The organism is Gammaproteobacteria bacterium (genome assembly GCA_029881255.1).
In the GTDB taxonomy this organism is placed as follows: Bacteria; Pseudomonadota; Gammaproteobacteria; order S012-40; family S012-40; genus JAOUMY01.
Map to the genome: position 1 here is coordinate 486493 of JAOUMY010000002.1, position 16982 is coordinate 503474.

Sequence of the window (16982 nt, forward strand, 5' to 3'; positions counted from 1 at the left end):
ACGACACACTCTCAAGCTAAAAATCACCTATGAATCTACTGCTTATGAAACGCCTTGAAAAAAGTGCCCTCTATATATTCACTATTTTATTGCTCGCTATGCCATTCGCTACGTTGGCATCCGGCGACGCTAAGACGCTGAATCTGACCCAACACACCGTCGGCTTTCTGTCCATTGGCATATTCGTCATCGCCTATCTTTTAGTGATGGCGGAAGAATTTACCCACATGCGTAAATCCAAGCCGGTCATATTCGCCGCCGGTCTTATCTGGGGTTTAATCGCCGTAGCCTATTCAGCCAATGGGCTAGGTCACGAAGCAGAAGCCGCCGTTCGACATAACTTGCTGGAATTTGCCGAACTCTTCCTGTTTTTGCTTGTGGCAATGACTTATATCAACGCCCTGGAAGAGCGCCAGGTATTCGATGCATTACGTGCCTGGCTTGTTAGTAAGAATTTCAGTTACCGCAAACTTTTCTGGTTAACCGGTACGCTGGCCTTTTTCATTTCACCAGTCGCGGATAATCTGACGACTGCATTACTCATGTGCGCAGTACTGCTGTCTGTTGGCGCGGATAGTCCACGTTTTATCGCTATTGGTTGTGTGAATATTGTCGTAGCCGCCAATGCCGGAGGCGCATTTAGCCCATTTGGTGATATCACCACATTAATGGTCTGGCAGAAAGGCATAGTCGATTTCTGGACGTTTTTCCTGCTGTTCGTACCGTCGGTAGTCAATTTCCTGGTTCCTGCGGCCATAATGCATTTCGCCATACCCAATATCACTCCTCAGGCAGACGGTGAAAACGTGCAGGTAAGGCGCGGTGGATTTACCATAATTTTTCTATTTTTGTTAACCATAGCGACCGCAGTCAGCTTTCACAATTTCCTGCACATGCCGCCTGTTATCGGCATGATGACGGGACTTGCCTTTCTGCAGTTCTTTGGCTTCTACTTGCGAAAAACGCATCACCGCGACATGCAATACTCTGAGGATAAAGCGGATCAGATGCTTGGAGACGTAATTGCTTTTGACGTGTTCCGGAAAATATCCCGGGCCGAGTGGGACACCTTGTTATTTTTCTACGGCGTGGTGTTATGCGTCGGGGGGCTGGGTTTTATTGGTTATCTGGCATTAGCCTCGGAAGTCATGTATGGCGACTGGGGAGCTACTACAGCTAACATCATGGTGGGTATACTTTCGGCTATCGTCGACAATATCCCCGTTATGTTTGCCGTTTTAACGATGCAACCTGACATGTCTATGGGGCAATGGTTGCTGGTGACATTGACCGCCGGCGTTGGTGGTAGCCTTTTGTCTATTGGATCTGCAGCCGGAGTCGCCTTAATGGGACAATCCCGCGGCAAATATACCTTTTTCTCCCATTTGAAATGGACACCAGCTATTGCGCTGGGCTATGCCGCGAGTATCGCTGCACACTTATGGATCAATTCCAGTAGTTTTTCAGTTCCTGTTGCTGGATAACTAAATATCTAAATTCACTAAACTAATTACATCACCCTGCCGATCTAGTCCCTGTGAATTCCCTCAGGGACAAACTCGCTATGCAGGAAAACAGACGCCTATCATTGAAAGGAGCAACGATTTTATCGATGCTCTTTCTTGGCGTCGTTTCATTAATTCTGATTTTTCTGACTACCGAAATTTATCACCAACTGGTTCTGAAAAATGAATCTCAGAATCTTTCCGCTATCATTTCGTTTGAAGCAGAGGCAGTTCGTGCCAATCATTTCAAAACAGTCAGCAATCTGTCCGAAGCGATTCAACGGGAGGAAGGATTTCGCAAAGCCTCCATCAAAGGCGACATCAACACTTTGCAACGCATCATAGAAGCGCAATATACGCAATACTATGTCACTGCAAACGTATTGGATCTAAAACATATCTATATTCTCGATCTGAATTACAAGATTATTGCTGGCTCGACTGGAAGCAAACAAATACAACTGGATTTTCCATACTGCACCTCGTTCTTGACTGCTGTGGAACAACGCGTCGGTGTTGAACATCTCAAACCAACTAACAATCTCTGTTGGTCAAATGGAAAACAACTAATGTTATCCATTTTTTCTATAGGCACATTTCGACCTGGTGGTTACCTGATGTTGGTCACGGATATCGTGGAAGATTACATGGCAATTGAACAGGAACTCAGTTTACCGATTCAATTAAGTCTTGCGGAAGGTGAAGTAATCTACACCAGTGTCAATTGGGAATCAGTAAATGCAGACAATGACTACATACTAGCGCAGTATACGGAACTCGATCTCGCAGGTCACCCTGGACTGACAATAAGCGTTGCCAGAAACTTTCATTCACTCGACTCAAGCCTATCCACACTGCGCTTTTATGCGCTGATCTTTGGTAGCCTGATCACGCTGATTGCCATCATGCTGTCTCTGTTCGTCATTACAAAAAACGCATTGATGCCTCTACACAAACTCAACTCTCATTTGCATAAACTGCAGTCGGATAGATCACTATTGGGAACCACCGTCGAGATACAGGCAAATCCGGAAATCATGCGCATAGCGACCAGTGTCAACTCGCTCAGTCATGAATTGAAGATAGCCTATAGCAATCTGGAACGTTTGGCCTATACCGATCCACTAACCGATCTTCCTAATCGCAGTCAATTGCAGAAACAGCTGGAACTATACACCCATCAAGTAGTGGAACGGCAAGTACCCTTCACCCTATTTCTAATGGATCTCGATAGATTCAAACAAGTAAATGACACCATCGGCCATCACGCTGGTGACATATTGCTGAAACAAGTCAGTGAACGCCTTCAAACCGTGCTAAGAAAAACTGACTTGTTAACACGCATTGATGAATGGGAAGTCGAAAAGGCCAAGGAAGCCGATGTCGCCAGACTTGGTGGTGACGAATTCGCAGCGATATTGCCGAGCGTGGGCAATGTGAACGATGCCACCGCAATCGCGCAGAAAATTCTGCGTGAGCTTTCCAGCTCTTTCAAAATTGAAGAATTTGAATTCAGCGTGGGCATTAGTATTGGCATCGTCATTTCTCCCATTCATGGCGCTGAGCCTAGCACCTTGATGCGCAAAGCCGATGTTGCGATGTATCACGCCAAGAATCACCAGCTTGGCTACTATGTATATGAACAACATGCGGACAACCACAGTATTGAGATACTAAGCCTGGACAAGGATATCAAACACGCGGTTGAAAACGACGAGTATGAATTGTTCTATCAACCCAAAATCAGCATGATCTCTGGTCAGGTTTGTGGTGTCGAGGCGCTTATACGTTGGAACAAAGACGGCAAGATGATATTCCCTGATCAGTTTATCACTCATGCGGAAAAAACCGGCAGTATACACATGATTACTGATTGGGTAATCAATAAGGCCCTGGCAAAGTCCAAGCGTTGGCATGAAGAAGGTATCGATTTAAGCATTGCGATCAACCTGTCTTCCAAATCACTTTACTCACGCGAAATCACCGAGCGCCTGCTTCGTCAAATAAATGAGCACTCTTTCCAACACGGTACGCTTTATCTCGAAATTACCGAATCCAGCCTCATGGCCGATCCCAAGCGATCGGCGAGTTTTCTACGGCAGATTCAAAATCAGAACATCAAAATATCGATAGACGACTTCGGCACGGGCTACTCGTCTCTGAGTAAATTGAAAACGCTTCCCGTAGACGAGATAAAAATTGATCGTTCATTTGTAATGGATATGCTTGATGATCCCAACGACGCTGTCATCGTTAATTCCATCATCGACCTTGCACACAATATGAACCTGATTGCCGTTGCGGAAGGCGTGGAAAATCAGGAGATACTGGAAATGCTGCGCGGACTCGGTTGCGATATTATTCAGGGCTATCACATGGGGAAGCCTATGTCTGAACAAGCGCTAGACGAGTGGCTGTTTAACTCACCATGGGGTCTAAAGAAGTCTTAAGGATTCACCAAATAAGCCACCAGACACATTCAGAATATAGATTGTACTTTTGTTCAATCCTATCGGCCAAAACACATATGAGAAATTGCTGGTCCGTTTCAATTCTTGTTGCCCGTTTTGATGAAGGGTCTGCATAGGGTTTGCGGGCAACCATACAGCTACCCATGGCCGTGCGTCATGCGCTGGAAAAATCACGTGAACATAGTCGAGCGGACAGAGATATCGAATCTATGCGTGAAGATGTCTCGGAAAACCAACGACGCCAGCGTCAGGAAAGGCAAGAATCGCGTGACATGCACGACATGCGTGATGCACGTGGTAATCGATAACAACCGCTAGTTGCCCGCCGTCACTTCCTTATTCCACAAGCATTCACCTCCAGACGCTTTATCGATAGCAATCAAACGCACCTGGTGAGCCTCTAATTCCGCAACGCTTGCACGTAAGACTCGTAATGGTTTGCGCTCAGCACTCAACTTCGCATAACCAGGCAATCCGTTTTCATCCACTGGATTTGATGAGGAACCGAGTCCTTCAAACGACATTGCGGATTGTCCACCGGTCATGGCCAGATACACATCGGCGAGAATTTCCGAGTCGAGCAAGGCGCCGTGTAAGTCGCGATGAGAATTGTCTATCTCATAGCGTTTACACAAGGCATCGAGATTGTTTTTCTGCCCTGGGTGTAGCTGACGCGCCATTACCAGCGTATCAATTACCTCGCAATGATCAACGACCTTACCCCAATCATCTCCTAGCAACCCAAATTCATGGTTGATAAATCCAACGTCGAATGGCGCATTGTGGATAATCAGTTCCGCGCCTTTTATATAATCCAGAAACGTCTGTGCGACGTCGTGAAAACGTGGTTTATCGGCGAGAAACTCCAAGGTAATACCGTGGACTTCCTGTGCGCCCGCATCGATGTCACGATCTGGTTGCAGGTATTGATGAAAGTTATTCCCGGTCAATCGACGATTAATAAGTTCGACGGCACCGATCTCGATGATGCGATGTCCTTGCGAAGGCTCAAGACCTGTAGTCTCCGTATCCAGCACGATCTGTCTCATCAATCCTCCTGCAATTCGTCGATGGCCTTATTCGCCAGGGCGTCGGCGCGTTCATTCTCGGCGTGACCACTATGGCCTTTTACCCAATGCCAACTGATTTGATGCCCGGTAACCAACTCGTCCAGTTGTTGCCACAGCTCGGCATTCTTAACCGGTTTCTTACTGGCGTTGCGCCAGCCATTGCGCTTCCAGTTATGTATCCATTCGGTGATGCCTTGCTTGACGTATTTGGAGTCGGTGGTCACATGGACTTCACAAGGGCGTTTGAGCTGTGCAAGCGAAGAGATGACTGCCTGTAACTCCATGCGATTATTGGTGGTCAGGGCCTCGCCGCCATAGAGTTCTTTTTCAACTTCACCATAACGCATTAAGGCGCCCCACCCTCCCGGACCAGGATTACCACGACAGGCACCATCGGTAAAAATATCCACCCGCTGCATTATGCTTCCTCCCGGGTTTCTACTAAACCGGGGCTCAACTTGCGTCGCGTCGGACGCCAGGATGTGCCGATTGGCGTCAAGGTGGATACCCGCTTGCGTGCCACTAACATATAACCTGCACCAAATGCCGGCCACGCCTTGCTGCCGATTTTCTCTACCAGCGACAGACGATCCACCGACCACGGGTAATTAAATGGCGGGCGATAAAAATAGGTATTCACGATTTCCAAATCGTAGCCCAGAAGTTGTAACCAGTCTTTCACCCGAAACGGACTGAAGAAGTAACAACACCAGGGCAACTGCTTGCCCCAGGGCATTAATAATCTGCGCGCGCCCCACATACTCCAGGGATTGAAACCCAAAATAATAATGCGCCCTTCCGGCACCAGCACGCGGTCGATTTCGCGCAAGACGCTGTGCGGATCAGAGTGCAATTCCAATTCATGATCGAGTAACACCACATCGACGCTGTCGGTGGCAATACACAGCTGCTCGGTTTTAGATCGTAAGTTAACCTTTACTTCGCCGTCGCCCAAATTGCGATCCACGATGACTTTGTGTTTGATGAGATTCTTTTCCAGATAATACGGCTGGCGATAGGCGCCTATCTGCAGAAGATGATAGCCAAAGAGCGTAGGCAGTACTTCTTCGAGGTGCATGACTTCCAGCGCCCCATAGGCCTGGCCCAATGGCGTTTGATACCAGCGACGCAACTCCCGACGGGCACGTCCAATAGACCCACACGGCGCCGATTTCCTGCGCAGCTTATCCACCAATTGTCGAGACCGAGAGAAACTTTTCAATTATCTGACTTCATTAGAAAAAATAGCATGTGTTAACAAAATCGGTTTATTATATCCCTGTTAGAATCGGTGTAAAAAATTTACCGCTGCCTGGTACCAAGCTTGCTATTTATAACCGATTAAAGAATTTCGTTACGAAACCGCTATTAAATCAAACGATAACTGATTTAATAACAACAAGTTAATTTCCACATTGCCAAAAAACCTGAACTGAAATTCTGTTTTTGTCGGTGACCGTCCGCAAGGAATATGTGAAGTAGGCGAAGTATACCAATTAATTGATATAAGCATCTGGATCAAATGAAAAAATTATTATGTAATTGCCCTAAGACACTCGCACTGGCTGCAGCGTTTTCGCTGCTTGGCGCCTGCGCCACCACTTCTACGCCGCCCGTGCCACAGGAAGATATGTCGGTTTACCAGGAAGGCCTGGACAGCTGGCAAAACGATGAGCCGCTATTCACTTACTGGATGCCAGATCTGGACCCAGCCAGTTTGACCTCCAGTATTATGCAACAGGGTACGCAGCTGTCACCGGTGGTTTCACCGCGGGTTGCCGGTAATTTGCCCGGACAAAAACCACTACCGCCCAGTCATTATGATGAAGTCGCTATTCCCTATGCCTATCCAGTCGTAGAGTTTGCGGCTGAAAATACGTTTAATAATTTGTGGGACCGCATTCGTCACGGTTTCGCCCTGCCCAGCCATGACCACCCGGGCATACAAGCGGAATTACGGTGGTATGGAAATCATCCCGAATACCTCGACCGTGTCACCAGCCGTGCCGAACGCTACATGTATTTCATCGTCGAGGAAGCGGAGAAGCGCGACATGCCGCTTGAGATTGCGCTACTGCCTATCGTCGAAAGCGCGTTTCAACCGTTTGCCTACTCTCATGGACGTGCCGCCGGTATCTGGCAATTCATTCCCAGCACCGGAAGACTCTATGGCCTGAAGCAAAACTGGTGGTATGACGGACGTCGTGATGTTATCGCCTCGACACGCGCAGCGTTGGATTTTCTGGTGCGCCTCCATCGTGGATTCAAAGGTGACTGGCTACTAGCCCTCGCCGCGTATAACTCCGGGGCTGGAACGGTTTCAAAAGCGATACGCAAAAATCAACGTAAAGGCAAGCCAACGGATTTTTTCTCACTTGATCTGCCCGATGAGACTCGCGGTTATGTTCCCAAGTTATTGGCAATCTCTACCATCGTAGATGAACCAGAGAAATTTGGAATGTCGCTACAGACCATTCCGAATGAACCTGTCCTGGCCAGGGTCGAAACCGGTTCGCAAATCGATCTGGCACTGGCAGCGGAACTTGCCGATATCAGCGTTGAGGAACTGTACATGCTCAACCCTGGATTTAATCGTTGGGCTACCGATCCGAAAGGTCCGCACTTTTTAATGGTGCCTCTGGAAAACGAGGATACTTTCCGCGAAAACCTGGCGAATTTACCTGAAAGCGAGCGAGTACGCTGGGAGCGTCACCGCATACGTCAGGGCGAGTCACTTCTGACTATCGCTGACAAGTACAACACCACGGTTGCCTTGATCAAAGACGTCAATAATATACGCGGTAATATGATACGCGCGGGTCAAAGCCTGATCATACCGGTTGCCTCAAAAAATAAATCCCAATACGTACTTAGTGCCGAACAACGACTGTCTTCTCTTCAAAACAGACAACACAGCGGCAAACAAAAAGTCACATATCATGTACGCTCCGGCGACACACTCTGGGATATATCCCGTCGCTATAAAGTCGGTGTGCGTTCACTGGCTAAATGGAACGGCCTTGCGCCAAGAGATACCTTGCGTGAAGGCCAAAAGCTGGTCATCTGGACAAAGTATGGTCGCCAGGTTACAGCAGCCAAAGAAAACTTTTCGCCACATGCCCGTACTCAGAAGATTGGCTATCGCGTCAGACGCGGCGACTCACTGGCACGCATTGCCGACAAATTTAACGTGCGTATAAACCAGGTCATGCGCTGGAACAACCTCAAAGAGGGAGTCATCCTGCGTCCTGGACAACGTCTGACACTCTACGTCGACGTGACCAGACAAGCCGGTGTATAGGCAAATCAATTGATCAAAAGCCCGGTTTAAACCGGGCTTTTTTTTGTCTTTTTTGTATGCTGACTCGCTACGCCACATGCCACTCTAACCATAGACGGTGATATACTGCGCCATCATCTGAACCCTTACGAGAGTGACAATGGCGCAATACATCTACACCATGAATCGCGTGAGCAAGGTAGTCCCACCGAAGCGCGAAATCATCAAAGACATATCCCTATCTTTCTTCCCTGGCGCCAAGATCGGCGTACTCGGCCTCAATGGTGCGGGTAAATCGACTGTGCTAAGAATTATGGCCGGTGTGGATAAGGAATACGATGGTGAAGCTCGCCCAATGCCGAATATTCGCATTGGCTATCTGCCTCAGGAACCGCAACTCGATCCTAAAAAAGACGTACGCGGTAATGTGGAAGAAGCAGTCGCCACCGTCAAAGACGCCCTGGCTCGTCTCGATGCGGTCTATGCAGCCTATGCCGAACCCGATGCGGATTTCGATGCCCTGGCCAAAGAACAACAGGAACTGGAAAATCTCATTCAGGCCGCTGACGGTCACAATCTGGAAAACGCATTGGAACGTGCAGCATCCGCATTAAACCTGCCACCCTGGGATGCAGACGTAAGCAAACTCTCTGGCGGAGAAAAACGCCGTGTTGCGCTATGTCGTCTATTGCTCTCTCACCCCGATATGATTTTGCTCGACGAACCGACCAACCATCTCGACGCCGAATCGGTTGCATGGTTAGAGCGTTTTCTTCACGACTACACCGGTACCGTTATCGCCGTTACCCACGATCGTTACTTTTTGGATAACGTCGCGGGCTGGATACTGGAACTGGATCGCGGACACGGAATTCCATGGGAAGGAAATTACTCTTCCTGGCTGGAGCAAAAAGAGAAGCGCCTAGAGCAGGAAGAGAAGCAGGAAACTGCGCGCATGAAGGCCATGAAGCAAGAGCTGGAATGGGTGCGCACGAATCCCAAGGGACGTCATGCCAAGAGCAAGGCGCGTCTCGCTCGCTTTGAAGAATTGAGTAATGTCGAAAACCAGAAGCGTAACGAGACCAAGGAGATTTATATTCCACCGGGTCCGCGTCTGGGCGAAAAAGTGATTGAAGTAAATAACATCAGCAAGGGTTTTGGTGATCGCCTATTGATCGAAAACCTGAGTTTTAGTCTGCCGCAAGGTGGCATCGTCGGCATTATCGGCCCTAACGGTGCGGGTAAGACGACTTTGTTCCGCATGCTGGCCGGACTGGAAGAACCGAATTCCGGTTCTATCGATTTCGGTGACACCGTTGATCTAGCCCATGTTGATCAAAGTCGTGACAGCCTCGACGGCAGCAAAACCGTATGGGAAGAAATCTCTGACGGCCAGGACATCATCCAGGTGGGCAGCTACGAAATTCAATCACGCGCCTATTGCAGCCGTTTCAATTTCAAAGGTTCGGATCAACAAAAACGCATTAGTGAATTATCTGGCGGTGAGCGCAACCGGGTACATCTCGCCAAACTACTTCGCCGCGGTGGAAACGTACTCTTACTCGACGAACCAACCAACGACCTCGACGTGGAAACCCTGCGTGCACTCGAAGAGGCATTGCTCGACTTCCCCGGCTGCGCCGTGGTGATCTCGCATGATCGCTGGTTCCTCGATCGTATCGCGACACACATGCTGGCCTTCGAAGGCGACGCCCATGTGGAATGGTTTGCGGGTAACTTTGCGGATTACGAAGAAGACCGTAAACGCCGTTTAGGTGAAGACGCCGATCAACCGAAGCGATTTAAGTACAAAAAGATTTCCTAAAACGGAATGTGATAAAGGTGCGAAGAACATGTCTTCGCACCTTTTTTATTTGGGCCGGAATCTGAACATGCGGTCGAGGATTTTCACGCTCTTAAAACGTTTTTCTTTATACCCGATTGATTTCGCCAACTCGTAGATAAAGCTCATCAAGGCGACAATTCAATTGCTTTTGGAATTCCTGCAATTTTTCCTTATCCGATTCTGGTGATGGCACGGGTTTTGTTTTGGCTGCGTAGATAATATGATTGTCGCTACCGGTTGTACACAAACGTATCGTGTTAAATGTCGATGTCAGCTGTTGATAGTATTGGCCACCAAATTCTGGCAATTGGTGGTGATTGATAATTAGCCATCCTTGTGGTCTTAACACGCGATGACACGCGACCAGAAAGTCCGGCTGGCTTTGAATACCCGCTTCCGTATGTGCATGATACATGTCTGAATAAATCACATCAGTGCTTTCGTCAGCTTGTGTATTCAGATAGTCCATGGCATCGGCCACATAAAGTGCAAACCTTGCGTCTTTGGGCAAACCAAAATATTCACTCGCAATATCGGCGACCAGTTGACGATATTCCACAGCAGATATCGACATTGCCGGAAACAATTTACGTAGCGCGCGAACCAAAGCGCCACCGCCGAGGCCAAGCACTGTTGCATGATTCGACGGCGCGTATAATTGCCCGATAATCATGGCGCGCATGTATTCGTAGACCAGGGACGCTGGGCGAAATAAATCTTTGCGACTTTGACCAAAACCATCGTCAAATCGCATCACCCGTTGCTGACCGAAGTCGATAACGCAGACTTCGCCAAGCTCATCACTTTGTCTGTGAACAATGCGACCCTGATAAAACTCCGCTTCGACGTCGATCTTACGGTCTTCTTCCATTACGTTTTTTTGTCCTCATGTTACCGGCAAAATAGTATTGCTTTGGAAGACGTCGGTCAAACCAGGACAGGGACTTATGTCCCTGTCTTTCTGCGCGGGTTTAAAACCAGTTGTGATAGCGTGCTAATAATGAAGAATCATACCAACAGCAAAACGTGTACAGGCTAAAGACTGGCCTGTACGCAGCGTAGCAAACCGTAGTCATACTCGCCATTAAAACTCTCGTAGACAGGCTTGAGGCGATCGTCCTCGGACATTTCAATTGCATAAATGATTTCCTGCATCACGTCTTTGTCTATCGGCAAGACATCCAGAGGATTAAGCAATCCGGCTTCGATAGCGTCTGCAAGGTGATTGTAAACCGTCGACACAGTAAGCTTGCGATGTTTGGCGATTGCTTCGGCATCCATGTCTTGAGTCAACATAAATAAAGTTTCATTGACCGTGTCGCTCAGCTTGTTATTGAGCAAATCGGGCAATGGAAACTCTTGGACTACTTTTAAAAACACTTCACCATAGCGTTGCAGTTTTTGTTCGCCAACACCACTGATAAAACGCATCGCCTCGAGATTCAAAGGCCGCAAGCGTGCCATCGATTGCAGGGTCTGGTCATGAAAAATAATATACGGCGGCACACCGTTTTGTTGGGCCAATTCGCGGCGTTTTTCGCGCAACGCATTAAACAAATCCTCATCCATGACGCGCATAGCCGATGTTTTCTTTTCCTCACGCTCCTTGCGTGCCACCGGTGTCACTGATTGTCGCAATTGCAAGGTTTCCTCGCCGCGCAATAGGCCGCGTGCCTGTTCGGTCAGAAAGATCGCGCCGTGTCGATGCATGTCGGCGGCGATATAACCCTTAGCAATTAGCTGGCGAAACACGCTGCGCCAATCTGTTGCGTTGAGTTCCTTGCCGATGCCAAAAGTCGATAACTTATCATGCGCGTTTTGTTGTATGCGCTGATCGTCTTTACCTGTCAGGACATCGATCACATAGTTCACACCAAAGCGTTGTCCGGTACGGTAAATACAGGAAAGTGCCTTGCGTGACGCCTCGGTTGCATCCCAGGTCTGCGGAGGACTCAGACACACATCGCAGTTACCACAAGGTTCGCTGCGCTTCTCTCCGAAATACGCCAGCAAAATCTGACGTCGACAAGTCGTTGCTTCACATAAACCGATTAATGCTTCGAGTTTGTGATGGGTCACCTGCTTGAACTGCTGCGCCGCATCGCTATCTTCTATCATTTGTCGCAACAGAATTAAATCCTGAAGACTATAGTTCAGCCACGCATTAGCAGGCTCACCGTCACGACCGGCACGACCGGTTTCCTGGTAATAGGCTTCTATTGTCTTGGGCAGGTTGAGATGCGCGACAAAGCGCACATCGGGTTTGTCGATGCCCATTCCAAAGGCGATGGTGGCGACGACGATCACACTGTCCTCACGCAAAAAACGTTGCTGATTTCGCTGTCTAATCTCTGCCGATAGACCGGCGTGATATGGCAAGGCGACCCGCCCCTTGCTGCTCAACCATTGCGCGACTTCTTCCACACGTTTACGTGAAAGACAATAAATGATTCCCGCGTCGTCCGCGTGTTGTTGCTGAATAAACTGCCACAGGCGCTCGCGCGCATTTTGTGCGTCGCTGATGGCGTAATGAATATTTGGTCGATCAAAACTATTGACGAAAACCTGGGCATCTTCCAGTGCCAACTGCGATACGATTTCTTCGCGCGTGCGCGGATCGGCTGTCGCTGTTAAGGCTACACGTGGCACATCAGGAAAGCGCTGATGCAAGATACTGAGCTGTTGATAGTCTTTACGGAAATCGTGTCCCCACTGAGACACACAATGGGCTTCATCAATGGCAAAGAGTGCGACCCGTGTGCGCGACAAAATATCCAGCATACGCGAACTCATCAGGCGCTCTGGCGCAATATACAGCAGCTTTAAGTCGCCATTGAGCAAAGCACTAATGGTTTGGTTTTGTGTTTCATTGTCCAATGTAGAGTTGAGATAGGCAGCGGAAATTCCCAGTTGTCTGAGTGCCTCCACTTGATCCTGCATCAAAGCAATGAGAGGTGAAATCACCACACCGGTGCCCTCACGCATTAGCGACGGAATCTGATAGCAGAGTGACTTACCACCACCCGTCGGCATCAATACCAGCGCGTCCCCGCCTTGCGCCAGTTGTTCAATAATCGCCTGCTGATGGTGTCGAAAGGCTTCGTAGCCGAAGGTCTGGTTTAGTATTGTTATGGCCTGTTGCATAGGACTGGATAATAGCACAGTCCTCGGCCAGGCAGCCGCCAGAAAGTTACCAATGTAGCGGTATGGAAAATCCCAGATTGGCGACAGCGCTATGTGTTTTATCAAGTTCGCTATGGTCGGCGGCGATGGCGAGATGCCAGTACTTTCCGCGCACCGACAGCTGATAGGCACCCGCGCCCCATATTCTCGACAGTACCAGTTGTGTGTTGCCTATTTTGTAACCAATTCCCGTATCCAGATAGGTTTGATATCGTATGGTGAAAATTTGACCAGTTGCAAGAAAACCCATGCGGCTAGCATAGGTACTGGATAACCGTATACGGGGGCGCAACTGCTGCGTCACGCGCTGATGCGATTCCTTTCCGGACATGACCGGCTGATAATATTGATAGCCGTTTTCGTCATAGCGTTTGACAGACGAATCCGCGCTGGCCTGCGTATGTGGCGCTTCCGGCCAAACAATAAAACCTAATGCATCCTGAACCGCGAATTCGATATCCAGCTGTGACAGGGGTTTCCAGCGCACTGTTACATCTGTCGCTACTCCCCATCCTGTCGGCCCCTGCACCGGACGATCGAACAAATAGTCTTCGCTATAGCTATAGTCAACGTCGAAGTTAAAGTCATAATCAGGCGCGGTGAGACTGCTGACTTCGCCACGCATGCTGCCAAGCGTAACAAAATGTGCCCGTAGCAAACTCACGCCAATATCAAAAGACAAATTCTTTTTCACGTGCATGCGACGAAACCCTCGCACACCGAAGGCGCGAAACTGGTTTATCTCCATAGCCAAGGTATAAGTACGACCATCCTCTAAAGGAAGACGATTTTTTACATTGAAAAAAAAGTCGATGGTGTCAGGGTGATACTTTGCCTGAATGTCGTAACGATACAAAAACGCATAGCCTGCGTCGCCGATACGCACACCATTTTCAATTTCCAACAAACCTTCAGAGAATTCGCCTGTCTGATGGTCGGATTGCCACTTTTTTGAAATAAAAGAAAGAGGCACAGCCTCGCTATTGGCAAACCCCTGCTGCTCAAGATACAAACTTGCGGGAGATGCAAAAGCAAAGGCGTTCGCAAACATACAGAAAAAAGAGAAAAGATAAACAAAAAGAGGACGCATCAATGTTTTTCAGTTACTCGATTAATCGAGACGACTTTTCCATTAGTCTTCTAAAAACTCTCCAGGCTTCCATCGCTATAACGAAGTAATGGGCCCAATGCTGTATTGCTAATACCGGCGACCTGAGCACCTCTAACCAGCACGCTTCCCGATACAAGCTCTCCGCTACTTCTGTCCAGGCTCGCCAACATGACGGCACCAGAACGATTAGCAATTCGAATAGTGCCCGAACTTCCAAATTGAGTAAAGGACAGATATTCATTGCCATAACGAATATTCAACGACCTGTCGGTGCCGAGTACAGGCGACTGCCTCATGTCGGCCTTGACTTCTACTTGCTGCCAATTTGCGTAGTCTGCATTTTGCGCATCGGGTACCAATAGATTGGCGACAAAACTGGCGCGTATTGCGAAGTCCTCGGTTTGTGCAGTAGTAACTCCATCGCCTAGATAGTTATAAAAGAGGCGGCCATTAAAGTGCTGTAGGCTTGTACCAGACCGAAACGTTTCCAAGATACCTTGCACTGCGATGCTATCGACGGTTGGCAATCGTGTCTCTTGCGTATACCAGCGCAATCGCATATCCATAACGACCTTATCGAGAGACATTGTTTCAGCCGTATTCGTATTTACTATACTTGCACTCAGCATCGCATCATTCAAAGCAAGAGATATAGGACGTCTGGCACCTGTTTTAGCATCAATACCGATTACAAACTCCGCTGAACTCGCATCAACGGAAAGCGTCTTGTCTACACCCTCAACTGTTAACAATAGCGACAACGGTACAGTTTCATAATTGCAAGATGTGCAACTGGTGGATACTCCAACACCTAACACCAGGCTGACAGGTCCCATGCCGTCAATCATACCCTGGTGCAATTCGATCACCTGTTGCTGATTGGTGTTCGTTATGCTGACAATACCACTAAGCGCAAGATCATCTGCAAAATAGTTTTCAGGATCGGCGCCGATGTCGTAGCTCACATCAGACGTCGAGGAAAGCATATTCAACATCGCGGCGCTAAGTGCACCTATACGAGAATATGTATGACTCAATTGGCCGACGACGGTCTTAAAACGCGATTTGAGATTGTTCACATCAATCTCATTTCCGGAACCGTTTAACAACACCTGTCCAAAGTATCTCTGGTTTTCATTCCAGACATGGCCAAACGTGCGCACCGTCGACACAAGGCGCTTGGCAGAATCCACTTCATCGACAATTCCAAGCACCAACTCGGGTTCAGGTGATGTCGACGTCTTAGCGGTTTGCGCAGATTCATCATTGGGGGCAACATCGGGTGTGTAGTCTCTGACCAAGGAATCTTCAGTATTCGTCGGGAGTATTTGTTCCGGCGAGGCCTGGTCAGCAATATTCAACTTTGCCAAACCCGCATCCGCGACTTCGATAACATCGGATAGATTGATATCAGCATGGTATAACTCTAAAGCTTTCGCTTCTTCTTTTATGCCTTCGAGCAAATCCTGTACGGATAGATTGTTGGACTTGGCGTATAACTTGATTTCGCCCTGATTCCGAAGAAATTCACTACTGTAGAAGATCATCGATTCGGAAAGATTTTTCGGCTTTCTTAGACCTAACATCAGGGATGCAGAGGGCGGCATGCTATTCACAAACATGGCCTGAGGATTCTGTAATGTTGCGGCCTGCGTGTTTGTTTCAAAATTCCGAAACATTTGCCGTGCGACTGAGGCCTGCAACAAGCTCATAAGCGTTGCACGAGCATTTTCGCCGTTGAGATGCTGGAGAAGCTGTTGTCGATCGGCGAGATCAATTAGATTCGCGTGTAAAACATCGTCTCCGGCACCAATGACATCAAGCTGTTGTAACAGGTCGGTGACTTTGGCGTTGGCCTTCGCCACGCTGATAGCATCGACCACACCAGTTTCTTCTCGTCCAATATACTGCAAATACTGGCTGGCAAGATGTGAGAAAAAATGAACATTCGCCGTATTGTGGCCCGCATTTATCGCCGGAATAACGGCCTGTATCTCAAATGCTTCTGGAAGCTGAAGTTGTTCACCAAATTCAACGCGATTTCCGTCTGCATTTGAACACCCCAATTGTGTATCACAATACATGGTCGTATCAGTGTTTGAACGCACCTGCACTAAGACGGGTTCCGCAACAGGCTCGTCGAAAACGATTTCATAAAACCCGTTTTGGTCGGTAGTACCTGAACCGATCGGGGTACGTACGCCATCCGTATTTAGGCTGAAAACAGTGACGACTGCCTGGCTTAGAATTCCCTTAACCGCCTTCCCCGAGAGACGCACACTTTCCTTTTGCCCCGCACCACAGGCGCTGAGCAGCAGAAAAATCAGCAATAAACAAATACGTTGCAGGCTCATGGTCTCCCTCGGGAATAGCTGACTGAATCTTGATGTATTGTTGGTTATTTGCGAGGAAGAACAGTAAACAGGATGGGGATTAATGGGGCATTATCTGGGGATGACAAAAACGTGTAGCAGTTTATAGCAGCAGAAGAGGCAACATAGGTAATGGGCGTATGC

General features: G+C 48.4%; 12 protein-coding genes. 5 read left to right on the forward strand and 7 right to left on the reverse strand.

Annotated elements, in window-relative coordinates:
• Window positions 1-29 precede the first annotated feature (29 nt).
• The 3 genes from nhaD (at window position 30) to OEZ43_07280 (ending at window position 4284) form a co-directional block, all read left to right on the forward strand.
• Window positions 30-1484: a sodium:proton antiporter NhaD gene (gene nhaD, locus OEZ43_07270; protein MDH5545374.1), complete on the forward strand. Its 1455-nt coding sequence runs from the start codon at window positions 30-32 to the stop codon at window positions 1482-1484.
• A gap of 80 nt (window positions 1485-1564) precedes the next feature.
• Window positions 1565-3955 (forward strand): EAL domain-containing protein, encoded by a 2391-nt coding sequence (locus OEZ43_07275; protein ID MDH5545375.1) that lies wholly within the window; start codon window positions 1565-1567, stop codon window positions 3953-3955.
• A 140-nt stretch (window positions 3956-4095) separates the two neighbouring features.
• Window positions 4096-4284 (forward strand): hypothetical protein, encoded by a 189-nt coding sequence (locus tag OEZ43_07280; GenBank protein MDH5545376.1) that lies wholly within the window; start codon window positions 4096-4098, stop codon window positions 4282-4284.
• Between the two features lie 6 nt (window positions 4285-4290).
• Here the strand turns inward: OEZ43_07280 and dnaQ are convergent, their stop codons facing one another.
• The 3 genes from dnaQ to OEZ43_07295 are packed head-to-tail and all read right to left on the reverse strand — an operon-like array spanning window position 4291 to window position 6238.
• Window positions 4291-5025, reverse strand: a complete 735-nt coding sequence (gene dnaQ, locus OEZ43_07285) for a DNA polymerase III subunit epsilon (protein ID MDH5545377.1) — start codon at window positions 5023-5025, stop codon at window positions 4291-4293.
• Window positions 5025-5465 (reverse strand): ribonuclease HI, encoded by a 441-nt coding sequence (gene rnhA / locus OEZ43_07290; protein ID MDH5545378.1) that lies wholly within the window; start codon window positions 5463-5465, stop codon window positions 5025-5027. The genes dnaQ and rnhA overlap by 1 nt, the downstream gene beginning before the upstream one ends.
• On the reverse strand, window positions 5465-6238 hold the full coding sequence (locus OEZ43_07295; GenBank protein MDH5545379.1) for a class I SAM-dependent methyltransferase: 774 nt from the start codon (window positions 6236-6238) through the stop codon (window positions 5465-5467). Before OEZ43_07295 ends, rnhA begins: the two co-directional genes overlap by 1 nt.
• Before the next feature lie 330 nt (window positions 6239-6568).
• Between OEZ43_07295 and OEZ43_07300 the strand changes: the two genes are divergently transcribed.
• A complete protein-coding gene (locus OEZ43_07300) occupies window positions 6569-8347 on the forward strand; it encodes a LysM peptidoglycan-binding domain-containing protein (protein MDH5545380.1) in 1779 nt (592 codons plus the stop codon).
• 139 nt (window positions 8348-8486) lie between these two features.
• Entirely contained in the window at window positions 8487-10151 is a 1665-nt protein-coding gene (gene ettA / locus OEZ43_07305; protein ID MDH5545381.1) for an energy-dependent translational throttle protein EttA, read from the forward strand.
• Window positions 10152-10257: 106 nt separating this feature from the next.
• On the opposite strand, the gene OEZ43_07310 is transcribed toward ettA, so the two are convergent.
• The 4 genes from OEZ43_07310 to OEZ43_07325 all read right to left on the reverse strand — a co-directional run bounded on the left by OEZ43_07310 (window position 10258) and on the right by OEZ43_07325 (window position 16820).
• Window positions 10258-11043 (reverse strand): methyltransferase domain-containing protein, encoded by a 786-nt coding sequence (locus tag OEZ43_07310; GenBank protein ID MDH5545382.1) that lies wholly within the window; start codon window positions 11041-11043, stop codon window positions 10258-10260.
• 164 nt (window positions 11044-11207) lie between these two features.
• Window positions 11208-13316: a DNA helicase RecQ gene (gene recQ, locus OEZ43_07315; GenBank protein MDH5545383.1), complete on the reverse strand. Its 2109-nt coding sequence runs from the start codon at window positions 13314-13316 to the stop codon at window positions 11208-11210.
• Between the two features lie 46 nt (window positions 13317-13362).
• Complete coding sequence (locus OEZ43_07320) at window positions 13363-14445, reverse strand: DUF5723 family protein (GenBank protein MDH5545384.1); 1083 nt, start codon at window positions 14443-14445, stop codon at window positions 13363-13365.
• Window positions 14446-14495: 50 nt separating this feature from the next.
• Entirely contained in the window at window positions 14496-16820 is a 2325-nt protein-coding gene (locus OEZ43_07325; GenBank protein MDH5545385.1) for a hypothetical protein, read from the reverse strand.
• Window positions 16821-16982: the final 162 nt, after the last annotated feature.